Below are 22,008 nucleotides of genomic sequence, written 5' to 3'. Positions count from 1 at the left end.
ATTTTACCTAGCACATGATTTCCGTTATTTTAATTTGTTAATGGATGTTCTTAAGATATCTACAGCTTTCTCCAATTGCTCTTCATGAAGAGAGGCAAAACCAAATCTGAAAGCATTGTATTGTGCATGGCTACCTTGATTGTATACGCTACCACTGATCTTTAATCCCTTGGAAGAAGTTTTTTCAATAATCTTTGTCAATTGAACATTTGGATGGAATCGCAGCCACACTGCCATTCCTCCATTTGGTCTCTTGAATTCAGTAACTTCACCTAGTTGTGAAGTTAATAAATCTGCTAAAAAGTGACAGCGTTGACGATAAAGTCTATTTGCCTTTTGGATCAATCTTGTTAGATCACCGCTTTCTATTAGACCAGAAACCACTTGTTCAGTAAAAACATCACCTCTTAAGTCGATTAGTAACCGCTTCTTAGCTGCGGCATGTATGAATCTTTCAGCAGCAATCAGGTAGCCTAGACGGAAAGGGGTGCCAAGTACTTTCGTTAATGATCCAATGTAAATTATATTGCCTTCGTGATTGCCACTGGCTAAGGGTAAGTAAGGATCGTATTGAAACTGGCAATCATAGTCATAATCATCTTCAATTACTGCAAGCTTATTATCTCGGATTAACTTTAGCAAATGATTTCGCCGTTCTACGCTCATGGTCACAGTAGTCGGATGATGATGGTGTGGAATGACATAAAGTAATTTGATGTCATGTTTGATAAGCAATTCTTCTACCATATGGGTACACATGCCATGATCGTCTACGGGAACACGAATCAATTCAGCTCCAAAATTTTCAAAGATCATATTGGCGAACATATAACTAGGCTCGCTAACAATCACTTTATCCCCTGGTTGAATAATGAGTGAAGCTGCAACGTAGATCGCCATCTGTGCCCCTCTTGTCGTAAGTAGGTTCTCCGTCCGAATATCAATTCCACGTGTCTGGTTTAAAAAACCGCAAAGAGCATTTTTAAAGTTTGTTGTTCCTTCTAGGTCCCAACCTAAACTCATTCTTTTTAAAGAAGGGTAATCCAATGTTCTTTTGTATTGCCTAAACATTGCTTCTGTTGGAAGTAATGCAATATCAGGAAGACCATCGTCTATCACAATGTCCGTTTTTTTTGAGGACGATGAAGGATAAATAATATCAGTAAGTTTTTTATACTGAAACCCTGGATCGGCTTCGTATGCTGCCATCCGGTTGGAATGGTAGGATCGTGGCTTTACAATAGGTAAATGGGGAGATACGATAAAGCCTTTGCGTAACAAGCTGACTACCCAATCTTCTGAAACTAATAGTTCATAAGCAGCGACAATAGTTTTTCGATGTAATTCCAGATCAAATGCGAGTGTTCGAGTGCTTGGTAATGCTGTGCCTGGCAAAAGCTTCCCTTCCTGTATAAGACGAATAAACTGCGTAGCAATTTGTTTAAAAATAGCTATAGGACTGTTTTTATCTATAATGAATAGATTTTTATAAGGAAGCATAATAAGATATTGACAGATTCTGAAGAACAAATATAGGAAAAACACTGGACTACCTATATATATTTATCTGGTATGTCAAACAGGTTTCAAGGGAAGATACCTTTGTATAGTTAAAATAAAAAGCAGTACGAAAAGACTTTATCTAGCAATAGATAGGGTGTTTCGTAGCATAAATAAAATAAATAATTGATGTGTTACATTTTTAAATAGTATAGTGATGTCAAATAGATTAAATATTAAGGAACTGATTCCTAATTCCTATCAAATTATAACAGAATTATCGCAATTTGTGGCAAATGCTGGAATCGATAAATTACAACAGGAGCTTATCAAAATACGAGCTTCTCAAATCAATGGATGTGCATATTGCATGAGTATGCATAGCGAAGAAGCCCTGAAATGTGGCGAAGACCCTAAAAGATTACATGTTTTAAGTGCATGGAGAGAAGCCAAGAATTGGTTCAGTAAAGAAGATCAGGTTATTTTGAAATTGACAGAAGAAATTACTTTAATCGCTGCTGGTGGTTTGAGCGATCAAACCTATGAGGAGGCAACGACACTTTTTGGAGAGGAAATGACGGCTAAATTGATAATGGCGGTGATCAATATAAATGCACTGAACCGTATTGGTCTTTCTTTAAGTATGCATCCTTTTTAAATTATAAACGATATAAAAACAAAAAATGAGCAAAATATTAATTATAAATGCAAGTGCCCGTAATGAACGCTCTATAAGCAGATATATGACGAGTGTATTCGTTGATTGCTGGAAAGAAATGCACTCAAATGATATCATCGTCTATCGAGAGGTTGGACAAGAGGATATTCCTCACGTCACTGAAAAATGGATCGTTGGAGCCTTTAAACCATCTGAATTAAGGAATGCTGAAGATGTTGAGGCACTGCGTGTGAGCGATAAGCTAGTTGCAGAACTGAAGGGTGCCGATATTATTGTACTGGGGACACCAATGTATAATTGGTCAATACCTAGTGCACTAAAAGCGTATATAGATCAAGTATTGCGGGTAAATGAAACGATTCTGATTAGTAAAGAGGATCCAAAAAATCCATATAAGGGATTGTTGAAAGATAAAAAGGTTTTTCTATTGATGGTTCGTAGCAACATTGGATATGAACCTGGTGAATTCTATGAACATATGGATTTTCAGACCAATTATCTGAAGACAGTATTTCGTATTATGGGCATAGAAGATATTGAGCACGTTGCACTGAATGGCGTAGGGCTAAAAGAAGAAGCATTGCTATTAGCTAGGCAAAAAGTTGAACAGTTAATAAATAACCAACATGAAGAATAATCGTATGAATTTTATAGTAGCTAAAACGAAGGAACAAATTGCATTTTGTAAAGATATACTTTTTGCATTCAGAACTAATCTTAATGACACGACCTATATGGACCTGTTAATGAAAATGATCGAAGATGAACGGTTCAAGCTGGTATATATACCAGCAGATGATAATATGAGGGCTGTGGCCTTTATCGGTTACAGAGTCATGCACACCCTCAGAACAAGTTGGATGATTTACGTTGACGATCTATACACTGATCCGGAGCACAGAGGTAGGGGGTATGCTGGTGCCTTGCTTGATTATGTTGATCAACAGGCAACAGAAGCGGGTATCCAATCTGTTCATCTGGATAGCGGCTATGAATTATCTGATGCACACAGGCTTTATTTTAACAAGGGGTATGCATTAACTTGCAACCATTTTGGAAAACGAATAGATCTATCCATTTAATGTAAAAAAGAAGGTGATTGCTAAAATTCAGATCAGGAAATATAATCAACTTTTATTTACAAGCAATTAACAAAATATATAACTAAAACAAAAAAGTTAAAAAGTCAGCAAATAGAAATGGAAGAAACAAACGGAATTACAATTAGAACGGATATCTGTCCTGGAGATTTAGGAACGATTATTTACTTGCATGGTATTTTATATAAAGATGAATACAATTACGGTATTTCTTTTGAATCAATTGTGGCTACAGGATTGAGTGAATTCTATAATTCGTATAATCCTGAAAAGGAACGGATATGGATTATTGAAGATAATAGTAAAATAGTAGGATGCCTTCTCTTGAAAAACCGTGGAGAAACAGCTCAATTAAGATATTTTGTTTTAGCACCCGAATATCGAGGATTGGGATTGGGCAATCGTTTGATGCAAAAGTTTATGGAGTTTGCTAAAGACTGTCAATATAAAGATGCTTATCTGTGGACTACTAATGATTTAGATACTGCTCATCGCTTATATAAGAAATACGGCATTACATTGACAGAAGAGAAACCATCTCATGAATTTGGCAAATTTCTTATCGAGCAACGATATGATTGTATTTTTTAATAAGGCTAAAGGGCTACTCAAAGGAGCAGTTTTTTATGTTATTATTGTACGATAGTTATAAAAGTTGATGAAATGGTTGAACTTGATTTAAGAAAGCTTTAAGGTGTTGGAAATAATGTAAGTATCAAAAATCCGTAAATCAATGTGATCTGCGGATTTTTGTTTTTCAGATCAAAAAACTTTAAAAAAATAAAATCAAGCAGATTAATTGTCACGCATAATTTATTTTTTTTACAATTTGTCAGATATCAACTATAAATTTTAAATGAATAACAATCATCCATTTAAAATTTGATAAATTTACATAAAAATAACCCGAAGCATGATAACCATAGCCATTATTGAAGATGAACCTGCAGTACGTAAGGAAATCAGTTACCTTGTGCAACAGGAAGTTGGAACAGAACTTGTCGGTTGGAGTGATAATGTACAAAATGCTTTGGAATTAATAAATGAAAAGAAGCCGGATCTACTCTTAATGGATATTCAATTGCGGGATGGAACAGCTTTCGATATCTTAAAAAAACTTAGTTCTATCCCGGAGAATATTATATTTATCACAGCACATAATCAGTTTGCTGTCAGATGTATCAAGTACGGAGCGCTTGATTATTTATTAAAACCTATTGATCAAAGTGAGCTGAAAGAAGCATTGGAACGTTATCGACGACGACGTGATAATAATCCACAATGGATGCAACAACTCTCGTTGGTACAGCAATCGCTAGAGAAAGGGGACGAGCTACCAGAAAGTATTGCACTCGCTTCATTGAATAATGTGCGTATTATTGCTGTGCAAGATATTGTGTATTGCAAAGGTGACGGACCTTATACCTTTTTCTATCTCAACAATGGAGAAAAAGAACTCGTTTCTAAACCGCTTAAGTATTATGAAGAATTGCTGAAGGCACCCTGTTTTCTAAGAACGCACCAGTCATATCTAGTCAATCGCAAATATGTTTCAGGAGTTATCCATTCTGAGTACATTGTACTTGTAAATAAGGAAGAAATTCCGATATCATCCCGCCGGAAAAGCTTTATTCTTAACCAACTTCTTCCATAATATGAAAAAAAAGATATCAAATGCCTTGTTCTTTATATTATTGATGTCGCTGTTTTCTTGTCAAGAAAAATCGTTGAACGGTTCTCAATATAATGAAGTAGCTCAACAAGTAGAACAATTGAGACAAATAGTATCTACACCAGCAAATGGCGATTCTTTATTAAAAAATTGGAAAGCGCTCGATACAAACCCTATTATAAAAAATGATACCTTGCTTGCAGCAAGGGTAAAGTATAATATTGGTCGGCTATATGGAATGGCAGGAAAGGATTCAGCAAAATTTTATGTAGAAGATGCCATGGAACTGCTCGAGCCGACCAAGGGAAATCTGGAAGATAAAGCTCGTAACTATAATGGTATGGGTAATATTTGGAGTGAAAAATCCAAAGAACATCAAGCAAATTATTACTATAACAAGGCTGCTACGATTGTTCTATCAGATAGTACGCTGACGCTATCCCCATTGTCAAAAACAATTATGCTACTTTCTGCTGCTCAAAGTAACAGTAGTCTTTTTCAGTACGATCTTGCGCAGCAAATGAACAAAGCAGCATTGGCACTGGTACCTCAGCTTCCTCCTGGACATATTAATCGACAACGACCTCTTGTACAAATTATCCAGACAATGAGCGCGCTACATGAGTCTCCGGATAGCATGAAGGTATATCTCAATAAAATTGAAGCATTACATCGAGAGAATCCCGATGATTATGAAATTGGGTTTCTATATGAATGTAAAAATAAATATTTTAAAAGTATCAATCAGAACGATTCCCTGTTGCATTACCTAATCCTGAAGTGTAAAATGGATGAAGAAGCATATCTGCAATATCCATTGATGCAAACTAGAATTAATAATCTATTTATTTCTTATACCAATATAGCGGGCACTTATATTCTCCTTAAAAAGGGTGATATGGCGCAAAAAAACCTGCAAAAGGCAAAAGAATTACTGGAAAAAAATAAGAATATAATCTCGGAAGAACACTCCATCATTTATAAAAATAATCTTGCTGCATTATACGAACTTCAAGGTAAAAGCGCTGAAGCTTTACACTTAATGTATCAAGCTTTTGATTTGCAAAAAAACAATTATCAAACTGAAAATACACAGGCAGTTGCGGAAATGAACGCATTATACCAGTTGCAAGCAAAAGATCGCTCCATACAAACACTAAATGAAAATGTAAAAATCAACCAGTTACAATTACAACAAAATCGCCTATGGTTGGCTCTATCTATTTTAACAATCGTATTATTGGGAATCACTTTGCTGTTTCTCTATTACACCAATAAATTGCGACGTGAAGGACAGGAGAAGGAAAAAGTGTTGTTGCAGCATCAATTACTTCGTACGCAAATGGAACCACATTTTATTTTCAATACCTTGTCTGCCGTGCAAAGTTTTATTCGATTAGATAATAAAGAAAATGCAATCAAATATCTCAATCGGTTTAGTCAGCTATTACGCAGCAGCCTTGAACTTAGCCGTGAAAATTTCGTATCGCTAGATGACGAGATAGAAATGTTGGAAAACTATTTGGTTCTCCAACAGATGCGGTTTGAAAATGTATTTTCTTATCATATCCTGTACCCTCATGAACATGATTTTTCGGAAATCATGGTGCCACCCATGTTGATACAGCCTTTTGTGGAAAATGCGCTGCTACATGGTATAGATCTTGATAATGGTCTTGGAAACGTTGATATCAGTTTTGAACTTAAAGAAGATATCTTGCGGGTTACCATTACAGATAGTGGTAAAGAAAAAATTACCCAAGACGAACCCATGCATCGTTCCTTGTCCAGAACCATTAGTCAAGAGCGTGTACACTTGTTGGGGAAAAAGGCAAGCATTACAACTCAGTCCACTGATCATGGAGGTACAATTGTTGTTATGCATATTCCACTTGTCTATGCATAGATTCACGGATTGTAAATCTATCTAAACGAATTGTAAACAATTTTAGAACATCAACTATTTGTTATCATATTAGCAGTACTGTCAAAAAAGGAATTAAACAAATGGGACGAATCATATTAGTAGTAGCAATGCTTTTTTCGATAACAACATCTGCTCAACAAATGAATAAAGACCCTCGATATAAACAGTATACAGGACGATATGGAGGGAATTCGGGTGTGTGCCTTTTTGATGATGGAAAGTTTATGTTATATGGATACGCTACTATGGTCTTCGGTAGTTACGGATTTGAAAAAGATTACTTAGTTTTTTTCCCAGAAGAACAGGAATTATTTCAAGTATTTGCCCATCATAACAATACCCTGGGTGATAGCACAAAAATTAATTTTGTTGGCTTTGACAGAGGGGGTAAAACCTTCGTGCAATTTGATAAGGATACTGTATATCGGGTTTTTAATGAACATGCGAATTGCTTTAATGGTCCTTTTGTATACATGAAAAATGCTATTCCGCAAACTTTTAGACTTGCTAATGCGTTAGGAGATTTGATCTGGTATAACCGTGAACCTGAAAACTCATGGTATTATACAAATGATAAAGGCTATAATGATTTTATACTGATATATAATAAACCGCGGCGAGAATATCAAAACTTCTTTGGGAGTATCTCTACAACTGAAAATATTACTGTTCTAAAATTGTCCAATTATGGAGGAGAGGGAGGATACCCAAAACAAAAAATGAACAAAGATGATAAAGAACAATGGGAAAAAGCACGGGAATGGAAAAACGAATACTATCATTCAGATTCAATACAGGAAAACGTAATCTTTGCTAATAAACATTACAATACGTTTCTTCCCGATTCGGCTGATTATACATACGAAAAATCATCAAACCAATATATTAATAAGCAAGCTTTGGAGAATGAAGGCTATTTTCGCAATAATCAGTATGATGATGATCGTTATCTGCGAAAATATGTCAAGCTACTACCGAAAATAAAAGATACAACTGGATTTTCGAAAAATGAGATTACTAATTCAAGCATTTTCTTTACCGCTTGTGACGAAGGTTCCAAAAAGTCTTATCATTATGAAGGTATTGAAAACTCAGAAGAGGAAAGCGCTGTTCCGCAAACAGTAATAGGTATGTCAGAAAAGAAATAAACAATAGAGGTTATTGGAGAATTAATTTTTTTGATAATTACAAAATATTTTCTACTTTTGCATCGATAAATAATAAAAACCCTTTAATCGAAGAATAAAATGTTCGTATCTCGTATATCTCCATTTAACATAGCTGCAACAGTTGCGATCTTGTTTCTTCGTGCCCAAATATAACGGATTAGATTAATCAATATATAGAAAGCCCGAAGACAATTCGGGCTTTTTTGTTTATTCCGGACCCTTTCAAATTTTCCCGAATTGAAAACCGTTGGAATTAATTCCAACCCACATAACTGTGTTATTTTTTTAACACTTGATTTTCAATTTAAAAATACAATAATGGGAAGTAAACTCTCAGGGAAAGACTTGATAAAATTAGGTTTTCCACAAAATAATAGTATAAATATTGCCTTAGGGCAAATACAACGCTATAGAAAGCGTGAAAAAAAAGAACGTATCCTGCAAGAAGCGCAGGAAGTTTTAGTAGATCCTGCAAAATTTGCAGGACATGGTGTATGGGGTAAATTGGCCGAAGGTTTGATAAAACCTGTAGAAGTAAGAAGACATGAATTGCTAAACCAACGTGTTCCATTTTCCATTTTTGGAGAAGATTTGATTGATGAACGGGCGAAATTTCAACTCTATGATGCATTGAAATTACCTGTCTCCGTTGCAGGAGCATTAATGCCAGATGCACATGCCGGATATGGATTACCAATAGGAGGTGTGTTAGCAACAGATCAGGCTGTCATACCCTATGGAGTAGGCGTTGATATTGGATGTCGAATGAGCATGTCCATTTTTGATTTACCTGCATCCTTTATAAAAGGAAAAGATGCTATGTTATTAAAAATACTAGCGGAGCAAACGAAGTTTGGGATGTATGAAACACATCAGAATAAAGCGGATCATGCATTATTTTCTAGAACAGAATTTCAGGATATTCCATTGTTAAAAAGCTTGCTAGGTAAGGCTTATAAACAGTTGGGAACTTCTGGAGGAGGGAATCATTTTGTCGAGTTCGGCATAGTGGATTTGCAGGAAACAAAAGCAGATTGGAAACTGGAAGCAGGTTCATATTTAGCGATACTATCACATAGTGGATCTCGTGGATTAGGAGCAAATATTGCCAAACACTATACTTATTTGGCACAAAAACAATGTCCTTTACCTAAACAAGTCCAACATTTGGCTTGGTTAGATTTGAATACACATGACGGACAAGAATACTGGATGGCGATGAATCTAGCTGGTGATTATGCAAAAGCCTGTCATGAAAATATCCATCAGCGCATTGCAAAAGCTTTAGGTAAGCGTATTGTTTTGACCATTGAAAATCATCACAATTTTGCGTGGAAAGAACTTGTTGGAGGAAAAGAATGTATCGTACATCGGAAAGGAGCAACACCTGCGGACAAAGGTAGGTTGGGCATTATTCCTGGCTCAATGACAGCTCCAGGGTATATTGTTGAGGGTTTAGGAAACGCTGAAAGTTTGCATTCAGCTTCCCATGGCGCTGGACGATTATTTTCGAGAGCAACAGCTAAAGTTAGTTTCAGTAAATCTGATGTGAAAAAAGCATTACACGATGCCCAAGTCCAAGTCATTGGAGGGAATCTTGATGAAGCACCAATGGCCTATAAAGACATTGAGAAAGTGATGCATGTGCAAAATGATTTGGTGAAAGTATTGGGAATTTTTAGACCCAAGTTTGTGCGTATGGATAAGTAAAGCAATGGAAATATGTATTCAATTAAGTGCAGGAAGAGGTCCCCGAGAGTGTGACTTTTTCCTGACCCAAGTGCTCGATATTTTTAAAGAAGAGGCACTTGCAGCACAAATTACAGTGACCATCATAAAACAAGATCAAAATCAATACCACTTGTTGAGTTCAGTGATTTGTAGGCTTGTTGGGACAGATGTTCATCGATTTTTAACTACTTGGAAGGGTTCATTATTATGGATCTGTGAAAGCCCATTCCGACCTTTTCATCCACGTAAAAATTGGTTTATTGAATTATTTGAGATAACAAAAGAAGACAAGCTTACTATTTCTGAAGATGATATAAGCTATCAAGTAATGCGTAGTTCTGGTGCAGGAGGTCAACATGTGAATAAAGTGAGTTCCGCTGTACGTGCTATCCATATACCAACTGGCATAATGGCTATAGCAATGGATAGTCGTTCACAATTGCAAAATAAAAAAATTGCAACGGAACGTTTAATACAAAAAATCACAGAAAAGGACAACAAAATGGCTGGACAATTGATAAAAGAACAATGGCAAAACCATCATGAGATCAAACGTGGAGATCCTATCCGTGTTTTTAAAGGTTCTAAGTTTAAGAGTAGATAACATGAATTTTTAAGGGCACCTGATCAGGTGCCCTTAAGTTTAAAAAGTTTAATAAAGTGGGGGTAAAACAAACAAATATCCCTTAGGGTATTTCTGTTTTGAATATTGCTCGTATAAATTATAAATACAATAAAGCATTATTTATTGTATCGAAAATAATTATAAGTTATCTGAAATCGGAAAATCTGTTGGGAAAGTATACACAAGACTATTAATATTAATACCGGCTCCCATGGCAGCCATTACAATATGTTCACCTTTCTTAAAGGTATGAGATTTTAAGTTATGGTTTGCAATAAGGTCAAACAGAGTAGGTATGGTTGCTACAGAGCTATTCCCTAAAAATGAAATTGTCATAGGCATTTTATCTTTTGGCACTTCGGCAATTCCATATTGTTCAAAAAGACGGGCAATGACAGCTTCATCCATTTTTTGATTTGCCTGATGAATTAAAAATCGGGAGATAGCTGAAATTGAAAGATTGGCTTTCTCTATACATTCACTGATGATGGTAGGAACATTTTTTAATACCTGTTCATAAAGTTTGCGTCCATCCATTTTTAAAAATAAATCATCCCCAGCATAAGTAGGATTGTACGATTTGTCTAGACGTAGGAAATAGGCAAATGGACTCGCATAGGTCTTACTCACATGAGTAATAATACCAATAGGGACATCACTCTGTTGCGCTTCTAATATCACAGCGCCAGCTCCATCCGAGTATATCATGCTGTCCCGGTCATGTGGGTCACATATACGAGATAGTGTTTCAGCTCCAATAATCAATACACGTTTTGAAGTTCCAGACTTTATATATTGATCTGCTTGAATCACACCCTGTAACCAGCCAGCGCAGCCAAATGGTAAATCATAGGCAACCGTTTCAGGATTATTGATCCCAAGATTATATTTCACCCGGGAGGCTAGGCTTGGAACCAAATCACTTCTTCTATTATCATGTCGGATATCGCCAAAGTTATGAGACACAATGATATGATCCAAAGATTCAGGGTCGATACCACTTGTTCGGATAGCTTCAACTGCAGCTAAAGTCGCGATATCCGAAGCAACCAGATCATCTTCTACATAGCGCCTCTCGTGTATACCCGTAATCTGCACCAGCTGATCAACAATCTGTTGATTCGTTTTTGAAAGCTTCTGGCCATTGCTGTCGTAAAAAGTGTGCGATAAAAAAGCGTCGTTTCCTACGACCTTTGTGGGAAGATAGCTACCGCTACCAATGATTACAGAATAAGTATGATCTGACAACATATGGAATACTTTTTTAAATCCTCGACACTCTTCTAAGTGATACAGGTTGTGATGATGTAAGTTACTATTTTATGTTCATCATTGCACTAAAAGCAACAATAATTTAATCCTAATGCTATGATTCCAATTAGGAATCAAAAAAATCACTTTTAGAGGATGAATATAAATAGATAATATTACTATTTTTTGTTGTAAAAAAGACGTTTTTTTTCATTTATATCACACTTTTATTCACCGATTTTCATCAAATACCTATAAACATAGAAATTATGCTAAAAATCTGATTTTCAATATAATTAACCTTTTTTAATTCACAAATTCCCTAACTTTATTATGTAATATAAATGCCAAACGAGGTATTTACTGCCAAAGAAAAACAAGTATAAACTAACTTATATTTTATGTCTAATTCATCACAAGAAAATTATAGCTTTTTAAAAGGTGTTGGTCAAAATTTTGATAAAGCGTCGAAATTTACTCGATTTTCATCAGGAATTTTAGAGCAAATCAAAGCGTGCAACTCTATTTTGCGTGTGAAGTTTCCAGTAAAGATAGGTGATACTGTAGAAGTCATCGAGGCTTATCGCGTACAGCATTCACATCACAAGCTTCCTTGTAAAGGAGGTATACGGTTTAGTATGGGAGTAGATCAAGAAGAAGTAATGGCGCTGGCTGCATTAATGACTTACAAATGCGCAATTGTAAATGTTCCTTTTGGAGGGGCAAAAGGGGGAATTAAAATTGATAAAAGTAAGTATACAGAATTTGAATTGGAAAAAATTACTCGGCGATATACATCCGAATTGGTCAAGAAAAATTTCATTGGACCAGGGATTGACGTTCCAGCACCAGATTATGGTACAGGAGCTCAAGAAATGAGTTGGATATTGGATACCTATTCGTCGTTGAATCCGAATGATGTCAATGCACAAGCGTGCGTTACAGGTAAACCCATATCTCAAGGTGGTGTTCATGGTCGGACAGAAGCAACAGGTCTAGGGGTGTATTTCGGAATTCGCGAAGTTTGCTCTGTAACCGAAGATATGCAACGTTTAGGATTGCCTGTCGGTATTGAAAATAAGAAAGTAATTGTACAAGGATTGGGTAATGTTGGATACCATGCTGCCAAGTTTTTTCAAGATAATGGAGCCATTATTGTCGGGTTGATAGAGTATGAAGGCGCCATCTATAGCGAAGGCGGACTTGATGTAGATGCTGTTGTTGCGCACCGAAAATCAACAGGTTCAATTTTACACTATCCTGGAGCTAGAGATCTAGAAAATGGTGAAGCTGGACTAGAGCAGCCTTGTGATATTTTGATTCCTGCGGCTTTAGAATCTGTGATCCATGCAGGCAATGCAGGCCGTATACAAGCAAAGATTATTGGAGAAGCGGCTAATGGACCGTTGACACCTGATGCAGATGAGATTCTATTGAAAAAAGGAGTTTGGATCATACCAGATATGTACCTCAATGCTGGAGGAGTTACCGTTTCTTATTTTGAGTGGTTGAAAAATCTAAGCCATGTGCGCTATGGACGTCTTGAAAAAAGATTCAGTGAGAATATGTATGCAGAACTTGTAAACATTATTGAATCGCTAACATCAAAAAATGTCTCCGAACTTGAACGTAAGATTATCTTACGTGGACCTGATGAGATCGATCTCATTTATTCGGGTCTTGAGGATACAATGATCGGATCATATCAAGAGATTAGAGAGGTGTATGCCAAAACTGACGGAGTAGAAGATCTCCGAACAGCAGCCTTCATTTGTGCTATTAATAAAGTGGGTGCAGCATATGAACAATTAGGGATTTTTCCATAACGATATATTGTTTTTCTCTTTTGTAAAGACTAAAAATGCCTTTCAAATTTGGAAAGGCATTTTTTTATTTTCCACTTCTAAAATCTAATATAGGTTCTGGATTTAGCTGTAGATGGCTGATTTCAGACTCAAATCCTTCTCCACGAGGAGATTGTACACCATAACCTACCATGACTTCCTCATCAAGCTCAAAACCAAAAGTTCTAACAAATCGCCAATAAATACCATCTAAGGAATAATGCAATCCCCAGATGTTGTTAACTCTTGTAATTCTTAGCCAAGGTGATTGTGTGGTTATAAGCTCTCCGTTTGCATCATCAGACCATTTATTGGTGATGACAGACACGACGTTATACTGCCTGTCAGATCCAAGTTCTAGGGCTAATTTAATCCATTGTTCTTCTTTAGCACGGACCATCAAAAAGATGGCGTCATAAGTTGCATGCGCATCTATTTTGACTTGAGCATGAAAAGAAAAATTGCCACTAACCATTTGATAAAAGAACGCTGCATTGTCAATTGGGGTTCCTTTATATTTTCTAAAGAAGTCTACTTTAGATTGGGAGCGTAGTATCATTTTATCACCAACTAACGTCGTGTGACACGGATTTATAGCTTGTAAATTTGAAAAATTAAAATGATGAGTCATATCTTTAAATTATACACCCTTTTCTTGTAACCAAGAAAATAAAGATTGATAAACCTGATTTCGAACATCCTTTGAAGACAAAACTAAATCATGGATACCATTTTCAATAGACATCGTTGTAATATCCCCATATAGCTTTTTAGCCTTTTCTTCAATATCTTTTACATTTAATACCAAGTCACTTTTTGCTATATCTTCGCTCCATTCTTTTGGATTTTTACTTTGTTTACTGTACATGACTAGCGTGGGTACATTGATCTTTGAGCCACTAGCTAATACCTGATGAACTTGATGAACCGCCCTGATGAAACTGATTGATGAATAGGGGAAATCCAAGGGTTTCCAATCCAAATTAAAATCCCATTCCCCTAAATGATCTTTGTGCAAGCTTCGGGCATAATGCTTATTTAAACCATTTGGCATGCGTAGGTTAGGGAATAGCTTGGCTAATACACCAACCAACGGGAGACCGATTTTTTTTGTTAACATATCCGTGTTGAAATCATAAAATGGACTGTTTAACCATAGTGCTTTTATTAAAGAATGATGGGGATGGCGAATCGTATAATACGTCATTGTCAGTCCTCCAGTTGAATGTCCGCACATCACAACACAATCATGTCCTTCCTTTTCAATCATGTCCAATGATAAGGAAATCTCTTCATCATATTCCTTTATATCCTTTACATGAAAAAGGGATTGATGCGGGAGGTAGGAACGACCATATTTTCGGAGATCTAATGCATAGAAATCATAACCATGAAGATTAAATTGCTCAGCCATTTCTGTTTGAAAGAAATAATCAATATAACCATGCACATATAATGCAGCTTTCCTTGTTTTTTCGAAATTCTTTTTGCGAACCAAGGTCGCCACAACTGGACCTTCATCGTCATGCTTGAGATGAAGTGTGGTTCGTTCATAAGATTCCCCTAAAAGATCTTGCTGATAATGATGTATATTTTCTTCCATGATGCTTTAATTTAAAGTAATTGGCTTACTATACAGATCATGCTCTTACTCCTTAAAATGTATATAAACAGTTATTTTTGCGACTCCTTGCTTTCGACAGTTAATTTTGATTGAAGCTTATGTATACAATTCTTGACCAACAAATCTGCTTAGGATACTTAAAATAATTGAAATTATTATTGCTCATTAAGATGTTGTTTTTCTTTTCAAATTTAGATTCACATGCAACATCTAGAAATCTAATATTATGTGTAAGGATAACTTGTTAATCAAATTTAACATAAAAGTCCAATAGTCGCAAAACTGTTTGATAATTGCGATCAAGCTTCTCTTAGACTTAAACGATATACATGTTTTTAATTAATAACTTGCTATTAGAAAGCATATACTAGTGCAAGTGAAAATTGGCCAGCATTTTTTGATGGTGAGAGATCTTGTTTTACAAACATCTGTTCGTCACTATTATCCAATCTGATTTCAGGAATAAAAGTAAACCCATGATGTTTAAAGTTGGCTGTCAATGTTGTTGAGATGATTTCATTACCAACAATTTCTTGGGAAGGAGCATCTTTTGTTTTAAAGTATTCTCCACGGATACCTATTCCTATATTTTCATTTATATTGACCTTTGGGTAAAGAGAGATTCCCGAATAGCCACCTTCTCCTTTTCTATTGTATTCAGTCGCATTTGCGCCTAGAGAAAACATTGGAGAAAAGGAATGGTTACCTACAAAATCAATTAAAGTTCCTGAACTGTAATTGCTGGCACCCCCTTGTGAAGAACCTGTTAAAAAATTAAGATAAAAACTTGATTTGTCATTAGGAGTTATAGATAACTGTGAGCCAAAGTGGGACACTCCATTGAGATCTTGATATACATTCCAATCATTAAAGATCCCAACCATAAGACCTACTTGATCAGAAAAGGCATATTGTGCTTTTAATCCGGCGTCTTGAAACGGACCTGCTCCAAATAGATAAGAAGTAGAATAGTGAAAGTTGAATGACGGGTTGATAACCTCATAACCGACAAACGTGCCCATGAATCCGGCTGTCATGGTCAGTTTTTCTGTTAATGCATAGGATATATAAAGATTCTGAATATGAAAACTATTTTTATCATCGCCACTTTGCCCGTCTCCATTAAGAATAGAACGGTACTGTCCTCTTGGTCCAAACGATAATTCCCCAACGAAAGAAGCTTTTCCAGTAGTTTTTTTAAGGGCAAGGTCAACCATTCCAATCGATACAGAGTTATTATCCTCTGTAAAATAGGTGTTGATATTTGGTTGTTTTTGAAAGTCATACTTCCAATAGGTGTCTACAGAACCTGATATTTCCAGACCTAATAGCTGACTTTTTTCAGTTTGTGCATAGATTGTAATCGTAATTAACAGCAAAATGATTGTGGTAAGGGTTGATTTTTTCATTTTTTAAGTTTTAAACAGGTGAATTGATTGTTTTTTATTTAAAAAACATTAAAATATTCTATTTTTTATTTTTTAGTTTGTTGTTTTTCGTTTTTTAATAATAAAATTTACTGTTTTTGATATTTGTTTAGTGTATTTTTAGTGTTTTTGTAGATATTATATTGTAAATATATGATTTTATTTTAATTTTTATTGATTTTTCAATTTTTTGATACTATATTTGAATCATATTAAAATATTTTAAAGTCTTATTGATTAATTTGTATGTAAAACAGTTGTTGTTTGTTAAAATTTAAAATAAAAACCTATGAAAAAATTTGTTCCACTTGTTATTTTGATTTTTTTGGCTATCATCGGCTTACTCACACCATCCCTAGAAGTTGTCAACTTGGAAGGGGTGAAGATTGACTCCGGAGATACAGCTTGGTTGCTCACATCATCTGCTTTAGTTTTAATTATGACGCCAGGTTTGGCATTCTTTTATGGAGGGATGGTCAGTAAGAAGAATGTGATTTCCACGATGATGCAGAGTTTTATCTGTATGTGTCTTATTTCTGTTCTTTGGGTGATCTTTGGCTTTAGCTTAGCTTTTGGAGATGATATTGGAGGTATTATTGGAGATCCTCGAACATTCTATATGATGAAAGGGATGTTAGGTAACGTGACTTGGTCGGCCTTACCGACAATCCCACTCGTACTTTTTGCGATGTTTCAGCTCAAGTTTGCCATCATCACACCCGCACTGATTACAGGAGCTTTTGCTGAGCGCGTTCGGTTCAACTCCTTTATGGTGTTCATTATCTTGTTCAGCATATTTATCTACATGCCACTGGCGCATGCAACTTGGCATCCAGAAGGTATTTTGGCAAAATTTGGAGTTTTAGACTTTGCAGGAGGAACTGTTGTTCATATGTCGGCAGGATGGGCAGCTTTGGCTTCAGCAATATACCTTAAAGGACGTAAAACACCTACGCATTCACCAGCCCGTATTAGTTACGTGATTTTAGGGACAGCACTTCTATGGTTTGGATGGTTTGGTTTCAATGCGGGTTCAGCAGGTGGTGCAAATAGTTTGGCAGCATACGCATTTGCAACGACCACTATCGCTTCTGCAGTGGCTTCCATCGCTTGGATATTTGTGGATATCATCCGTGGGAAAAAACCATCTGCAATGGGTGCTTGTATTGGGGCGGTAGTTGGGCTGGTTGCCATTACGCCAGGAGCTGGATTTGTCAGTATCCCGCATTCAATCGTCATCGGTCTGATAGCAGCTCTTGTCAGCAATCTGGTTGTATTTCTCCGCAGTAAAACGCGCATCGACGATACGCTAGATGTCTTTCCGTGCCATGGTGTAGGAGGAATGGTTGGTATGGTACTGACTGGAGTTTTTGCGAATAGTAATGTGAATAGTGTAGTCACCACCAATGGATTATATTTTGGAGAAACTAAGCTGTTTATTGCTCACCTTGTGGCTCTTATTGCAGTATCTATTTTTGCTTTTTTTGGATCCTTACTACTTATTAAAATAACAGATATGATTACGCCGCTTCGTGTACATGAAAACGAAGAAGAACTTGGTTTGGATAGAACACAACATGATGAAGAATTGTAGGATTAAGAATATCTGGTAAATATTTACGCCTGGTATACAAATATGAATCGGTTGTTTTTTGAAAGTACAATGTATGTAGATTTCTATCTATGATAGATATATGATTTTAAATAAAAAAATACAGTTATGAAAAAAATGATGTCATCAGTAATTACGCTTATGTCATGTGTAAGATTTACATCTTCTTCATCTCGTGAGCAAAGAAAAGTAGCTGCTTCACAGCTTGTGCCTACAAATCCATTTAAGGTCTACAATCAAGCATTTAATTATGCGATGTCAAATGGATGGAGCTTAGAAGATTCCCTTGCTTGGGCGAAAACCCAAATGTACATTTGGGTCAACAATTATAATTAATAAAAATCTTAAGCATAGTCATTGGTGTATGTCTAGCAAAAGCTGAATAAAATAATATAATAATGGAATTTCTATTGTTGAAAGTCTATTATCTAATCAAATTATAGATTGTTAAAAAAGGAAGACTTTCGGTCTTCCTTTTTTAACTTAAACATTGATGATCATTATTATCTGGAAAAAATAGGGTTTCTTTATTAGCCACAGCAGATTAATGATTCTTGTTTGAGATGTCTAATACTTAGCGAACGAGAATCACCTGTAAATCCTCAAGAAATTCATGTTGTTGATCCACAAATGGATAATGGGAACAATTTTCAATGCTGTAAAAATTAGCCTCACCCACGATCTTTCTTAAGGATAAAATTTGCTTCTCCGAAAAAATTCCGTCTTGCTTCCCATATATAGCAGATAATTTTACCTTTTTCACTTTAATTTTTTTCAGAATAGCCTTGGTATCGATATTCACCTGCTTTTCATTTTTATAAAAAAGAAGTGGAGCTTCGTCATTTCTGATGTTGGATTTTGAGTATTCACTTTCTGTATAACTTTTATTGATCAATTTGGACTCAGTCGTTGGGTTTGGCATATTAAAATATCCGAAATAAGAGGCAACTTCATAAACTTGTTTTCTATAGGCAGCACTTTTTTTATCTAATTTATTTATAGTATTTATTCTTTGAATCGTTTGCTTATCGTGATTTTGTTGTGCTTTTTTAAGTCCGGTTTTCAAGATATGGTCATAACTTTCCTGTTGAGCAAACAAAGCACCCACTAAAATTAAGCGATCAACTTTTTCAGGATATTTATTGGTGTACAATGTGGAAACAAGACCTCCAAAACTATGTCCGATTATAGTCACTTTTTTTAAACCATATTTCAAAATCACTCCATTTAAATCATTAAAAGCTTCTTCGAAAGTAAGTTTCGCATTCGGATCGCTCGATCTTCCTTCACCTCGTCTGTCATAAACAATTACAAAGTAACCCTTATCTGCAAGTGTTTGAGCAGTCGTACCCTCAAATAGCGTAGCATTACCTCTTGGGCCGCCATGTATGTAAATGATGGCAGGTTTATTTTTATCGCCATAAGTTTTGGTATAAATGTCTTGGGCAAAAATCAATAGAGAAAATGTAGTAAGCACTAACGTGAGAACGATTTTAATCTTTCCAAAAAGCATATTTAATATATTTAGTTTTCAAGTTAATAAAAAAAGTAATTTACCTGTCGATATCCACTATTTACCGAGTTTTTATTTGTATTCGTCTAAAGTCTGTAGGCTAAGGACGTTACTTGTTCTAATTTTGAATCAACAAATAAGAACAAAACGAACATAAAAATAAAAGCATTATGAAAACTTTAGTAAAAACATTCACAGCAGCTTTAATCGCAGTATCAACATGTACAATGGCCGCAGAGAAACCAGAAAAAGGTATGCTTAAGCTATCCACAGCAAACTTGGCTATTGACAGCTATGTTTCGGTTATGACAGAGGGACAGTCAGCAGGAGTAGAACAATTGTTTGGATCTGATTTTAGCCAAAAGATACAAGGTGAAAACGGAAAAACGAATAGCCGCTCAGAAGTCATCGCATTCTTGAAAAAACAAAAAGGAGAGAAGATGAATTGTAAAACGAATATCCAGATTATTGAAACATCTGCTGATTATATGATCGCTAAAGTAACGATGCAGTTTGAAGATTTTACCAAAACAGATCTTGTGACCTTGGTTAACGAAGGTGGAAGCTGGAAGGTGTCTAAATCGATCAACTCTTATAAGTAGTTTACTGGGATCAAGTGAAATTGTTGGGAGATATTTAAATAATTCTTAATTTAGCTTCATCAAAGAATATCGTTCCATCCGAATATGAAAATATCGAATTGGAATCAAGAGGTTTTCTACCCTCTCTTCGCATATCAAAAGTCCTTGAAAGTCCATGCAAGTCCTTTAAAGTCCATAGAAGTGCCAACAATGTTCGATACTGATCCGTACATACTACGATACAGCTACAGTTGTGTCTTACCCGACCTGTGGTAGTTGTAAGGCCTCTATTCCATATATCTTCAAAAACAAGGCAAGTAAGACTCTTTCCCCAATCAAAGCATAGTCAAGTCAGTTTTGAAACACTTTCAGAACCAACTTGAACAATAACTGAAACATACTTAAAAAACAGTTGATCGACAGTTGTTCTAGACTCATCCTATGAGCGTACTACAGATAACCATCAAGGTACACGCGTATCGATTCAACATGCTTAACCTACAATTTATCTGTGCAAATCATATGCTATGATGGTTCTTCTCGAGGAAACGCTTTTACAACGCCTAGCATACGCTTTATCCCTGCCTAGTCCCTGCTTTATCCGCGGCTCAGAAGTATGATTTTACAAGAATAATCAGCTTGATTGGTACAATCATGGATTTTAAACTCAGATAAAATCCATTAATGATTGAAGAAGACAGAAGATCTATTGGATGCTTTTCTCTCAGATAGCTATATTTTCTATCTAAAATGGAAAAAAGTATTAAGATTGTATGATTTATAAAGCTACTTGACAATACTTTGTAAGTTTTTTCGAGGTATCTGAAATTAGAATGAAATTGTGTGCCTAAAAGTATTCCTCCCAACAATTCCGCTTGATCCGTTTACTGTTTAATTATCATATGTTTATAGAAAGCCATATCGGGAGATGTGGTTTTCTTGTAAATCAAAAGGGCCTAATTTTCATTAGACCCTTTATCTTGGCGTTTTGCTGCACAGTAAATTTTTTTGTTTCTTATCGTTTCCTCTTTTTTGTTTCGTCATCCAAAGTTGATGAAGACATTTGGATTTTTTACTGTACGACGTCATTTATACTTAGCATCCTTTCCATTGAAAGGAGATTTTGTATCTGTTTTTCTATAATAAGAACAGTTGTCGTTTAAAAAAGTTTAAAATTTTTTTATTTTTTTTAAAATTCTTCATATTTCTATATAATCCCTCAGTATTTAATTAAGATTTAAGACATTCTGTTTCTCTACGATTTTTCGATTAATACGCCCCAATTTGAGTGAAAAGTAGATATTTGGTAAATTCAATACTTACAAATCACTCTCCATTTAGCTTACAATTTTCGTTCATTTTCCTGGATATGAAGATCGTTGATACTGGCAAATCGTTTAGTCATATAGCCATTTTCATCAAATTCCCAATTTTCATTGCCATAAGCTCTATACCAGTTACCTTCGGATGTTTGATACTCATATTCAAACCGTACAGCGATGCGGTTGTCGGTATGTGCCCAATAGGATTTCTTTAATTTGTAATTATGTTCTTTTTTCCATTTATCTGTCAGAAAAGAAATGATTGCTGATCGACCGTTGATAAACAGATCTCTATTGCGCCATTCGCTATCCACAGTATAAGCCTGAGCAACTAATTCTGGATTTTGTGTATTCCATGCATCTTCTGCTTTTTGAATTTTTTCCATAGCAGATTCAACGGTAAAAGGAGGAAGAGGATATCTTTTTTCCAT

Annotated in this window: 20 protein-coding genes; 13 read left to right on the top strand and 7 right to left on the bottom strand. The window is 35.5% G+C overall.

Going from position 1 to position 22,008, the window contains the following annotated elements:
• Positions 1 to 24 precede the first annotated feature (24 nt).
• Complete coding sequence (locus LZQ00_RS11585; RefSeq protein WP_234509451.1) at positions 25 to 1,500, bottom strand: PLP-dependent aminotransferase family protein; 1,476 nt, start codon at positions 1,498 to 1,500, stop codon at positions 25 to 27.
• A 217-nt stretch (positions 1,501 to 1,717) separates the two neighbouring features.
• Here LZQ00_RS11585 and LZQ00_RS11580 point away from each other — a divergent pair, with 217 nt between their 5' ends.
• The 9 genes from LZQ00_RS11580 to prfH all read left to right on the top strand — a co-directional run bounded on the left by LZQ00_RS11580 (position 1,718) and on the right by prfH (position 10,382).
• Complete coding sequence (locus LZQ00_RS11580) at positions 1,718 to 2,158, top strand: carboxymuconolactone decarboxylase family protein (RefSeq protein ID WP_234509450.1); 441 nt, start codon at positions 1,718 to 1,720, stop codon at positions 2,156 to 2,158.
• Between the two features lie 25 nt (positions 2,159 to 2,183).
• Entirely contained in the window at positions 2,184 to 2,816 is a 633-nt protein-coding gene (locus tag LZQ00_RS11575; protein WP_262910909.1) for an FMN-dependent NADH-azoreductase, read from the top strand.
• Complete coding sequence (locus tag LZQ00_RS11570) at positions 2,806 to 3,261, top strand: GNAT family N-acetyltransferase (protein ID WP_234509448.1); 456 nt, start codon at positions 2,806 to 2,808, stop codon at positions 3,259 to 3,261. The genes LZQ00_RS11575 and LZQ00_RS11570 overlap by 11 nt, the downstream gene beginning before the upstream one ends.
• Positions 3,262 to 3,378: 117 nt before the next feature.
• A complete protein-coding gene (locus tag LZQ00_RS11565) occupies positions 3,379 to 3,870 on the top strand; it encodes a GNAT family N-acetyltransferase (RefSeq protein ID WP_234509447.1) in 492 nt (163 codons plus the stop codon).
• Positions 3,871 to 4,192: 322 nt separating this feature from the next.
• A complete protein-coding gene (locus LZQ00_RS11560) occupies positions 4,193 to 4,933 on the top strand; it encodes a LytR/AlgR family response regulator transcription factor (protein WP_234509446.1) in 741 nt (246 codons plus the stop codon).
• 1 nt (position 4,934) lies between these two features.
• On the top strand, positions 4,935 to 6,857 hold the full coding sequence (locus LZQ00_RS11555) for a histidine kinase (protein ID WP_234509445.1): 1,923 nt from the start codon (positions 4,935 to 4,937) through the stop codon (positions 6,855 to 6,857).
• 101 nt (positions 6,858 to 6,958) lie between these two features.
• Positions 6,959 to 8,026 (top strand): preprotein translocase subunit SecD, encoded by a 1,068-nt coding sequence (locus LZQ00_RS11550; protein WP_234509444.1) that lies wholly within the window; start codon positions 6,959 to 6,961, stop codon positions 8,024 to 8,026.
• A 339-nt stretch (positions 8,027 to 8,365) separates the two neighbouring features.
• Positions 8,366 to 9,757 (top strand): RtcB family protein, encoded by a 1,392-nt coding sequence (locus LZQ00_RS11545; protein WP_234509443.1) that lies wholly within the window; start codon positions 8,366 to 8,368, stop codon positions 9,755 to 9,757.
• 4 nt (positions 9,758 to 9,761) lie between these two features.
• Positions 9,762 to 10,382 carry a peptide chain release factor H gene (gene prfH / locus LZQ00_RS11540; protein ID WP_234509442.1) on the top strand — a complete coding sequence of 207 codons (621 nt, stop codon included), beginning with the start codon at positions 9,762 to 9,764 and terminating at the stop codon, positions 10,380 to 10,382.
• A gap of 159 nt (positions 10,383 to 10,541) precedes the next feature.
• Here the strand turns inward: prfH and LZQ00_RS11535 are convergent, their stop codons facing one another.
• On the bottom strand, positions 10,542 to 11,654 hold the full coding sequence (locus LZQ00_RS11535; protein WP_234509441.1) for a 3-oxoacyl-ACP synthase III family protein: 1,113 nt from the start codon (positions 11,652 to 11,654) through the stop codon (positions 10,542 to 10,544).
• Positions 11,655 to 12,055: 401 nt separating this feature from the next.
• On the opposite strand from LZQ00_RS11535, the gene LZQ00_RS11530 reads away from it, so the two are divergent.
• Positions 12,056 to 13,480: a Glu/Leu/Phe/Val family dehydrogenase gene (locus tag LZQ00_RS11530; RefSeq protein ID WP_234509440.1), complete on the top strand. Its 1,425-nt coding sequence runs from the start codon at positions 12,056 to 12,058 to the stop codon at positions 13,478 to 13,480.
• A 64-nt stretch (positions 13,481 to 13,544) separates the two neighbouring features.
• On the opposite strand, the gene LZQ00_RS11525 is transcribed toward LZQ00_RS11530, so the two are convergent.
• The 3 genes from LZQ00_RS11525 to LZQ00_RS11515 form a co-directional block, all read right to left on the bottom strand.
• Entirely contained in the window at positions 13,545 to 14,129 is a 585-nt protein-coding gene (locus LZQ00_RS11525) for a DUF1349 domain-containing protein (protein WP_234509439.1), read from the bottom strand.
• A 9-nt stretch (positions 14,130 to 14,138) separates the two neighbouring features.
• Complete coding sequence (locus tag LZQ00_RS11520; protein WP_234509438.1) at positions 14,139 to 15,101, bottom strand: alpha/beta hydrolase; 963 nt, start codon at positions 15,099 to 15,101, stop codon at positions 14,139 to 14,141.
• Positions 15,102 to 15,475: 374 nt separating this feature from the next.
• Positions 15,476 to 16,531 (bottom strand): outer membrane beta-barrel protein, encoded by a 1,056-nt coding sequence (locus LZQ00_RS11515; protein ID WP_234509437.1) that lies wholly within the window; start codon positions 16,529 to 16,531, stop codon positions 15,476 to 15,478.
• A 307-nt stretch (positions 16,532 to 16,838) separates the two neighbouring features.
• On the opposite strand from LZQ00_RS11515, the gene LZQ00_RS11510 reads away from it, so the two are divergent.
• Together LZQ00_RS11510 and LZQ00_RS11505 are read left to right on the top strand one after the other, a co-directional pair.
• Positions 16,839 to 18,143 (top strand): ammonium transporter, encoded by a 1,305-nt coding sequence (locus LZQ00_RS11510; protein ID WP_234509436.1) that lies wholly within the window; start codon positions 16,839 to 16,841, stop codon positions 18,141 to 18,143.
• 126 nt (positions 18,144 to 18,269) lie between these two features.
• Positions 18,270 to 18,497 carry a hypothetical protein gene (locus LZQ00_RS11505; protein ID WP_234509435.1) on the top strand — a complete coding sequence of 76 codons (228 nt, stop codon included), beginning with the start codon at positions 18,270 to 18,272 and terminating at the stop codon, positions 18,495 to 18,497.
• Between the two features lie 238 nt (positions 18,498 to 18,735).
• Here the strand turns inward: LZQ00_RS11505 and LZQ00_RS11500 are convergent, their stop codons facing one another.
• Positions 18,736 to 19,674, bottom strand: coding sequence for an alpha/beta hydrolase (locus LZQ00_RS11500; protein WP_234509434.1), 939 nt, complete (start codon positions 19,672 to 19,674; stop codon positions 18,736 to 18,738).
• A 170-nt stretch (positions 19,675 to 19,844) separates the two neighbouring features.
• Here LZQ00_RS11500 and LZQ00_RS11495 point away from each other — a divergent pair, with 170 nt between their 5' ends.
• Positions 19,845 to 20,276 (top strand): nuclear transport factor 2 family protein, encoded by a 432-nt coding sequence (locus LZQ00_RS11495; RefSeq protein ID WP_234509433.1) that lies wholly within the window; start codon positions 19,845 to 19,847, stop codon positions 20,274 to 20,276.
• A 1,321-nt stretch (positions 20,277 to 21,597) separates the two neighbouring features.
• On the opposite strand, the gene LZQ00_RS11490 is transcribed toward LZQ00_RS11495, so the two are convergent.
• Positions 21,598 to 22,008, bottom strand: coding sequence for a nuclear transport factor 2 family protein (locus LZQ00_RS11490; protein WP_234509432.1), 411 nt, complete (start codon positions 22,006 to 22,008; stop codon positions 21,598 to 21,600).

It is taken from the genome of Sphingobacterium sp. SRCM116780 (assembly GCF_021442025.1).
In the GTDB taxonomy this organism is placed as follows: domain Bacteria; phylum Bacteroidota; class Bacteroidia; order Sphingobacteriales; family Sphingobacteriaceae; genus Sphingobacterium.
Note: the sequence above shows the minus strand (reverse complement) of the source record. Positions and strands in the feature narration are given on the sequence as shown.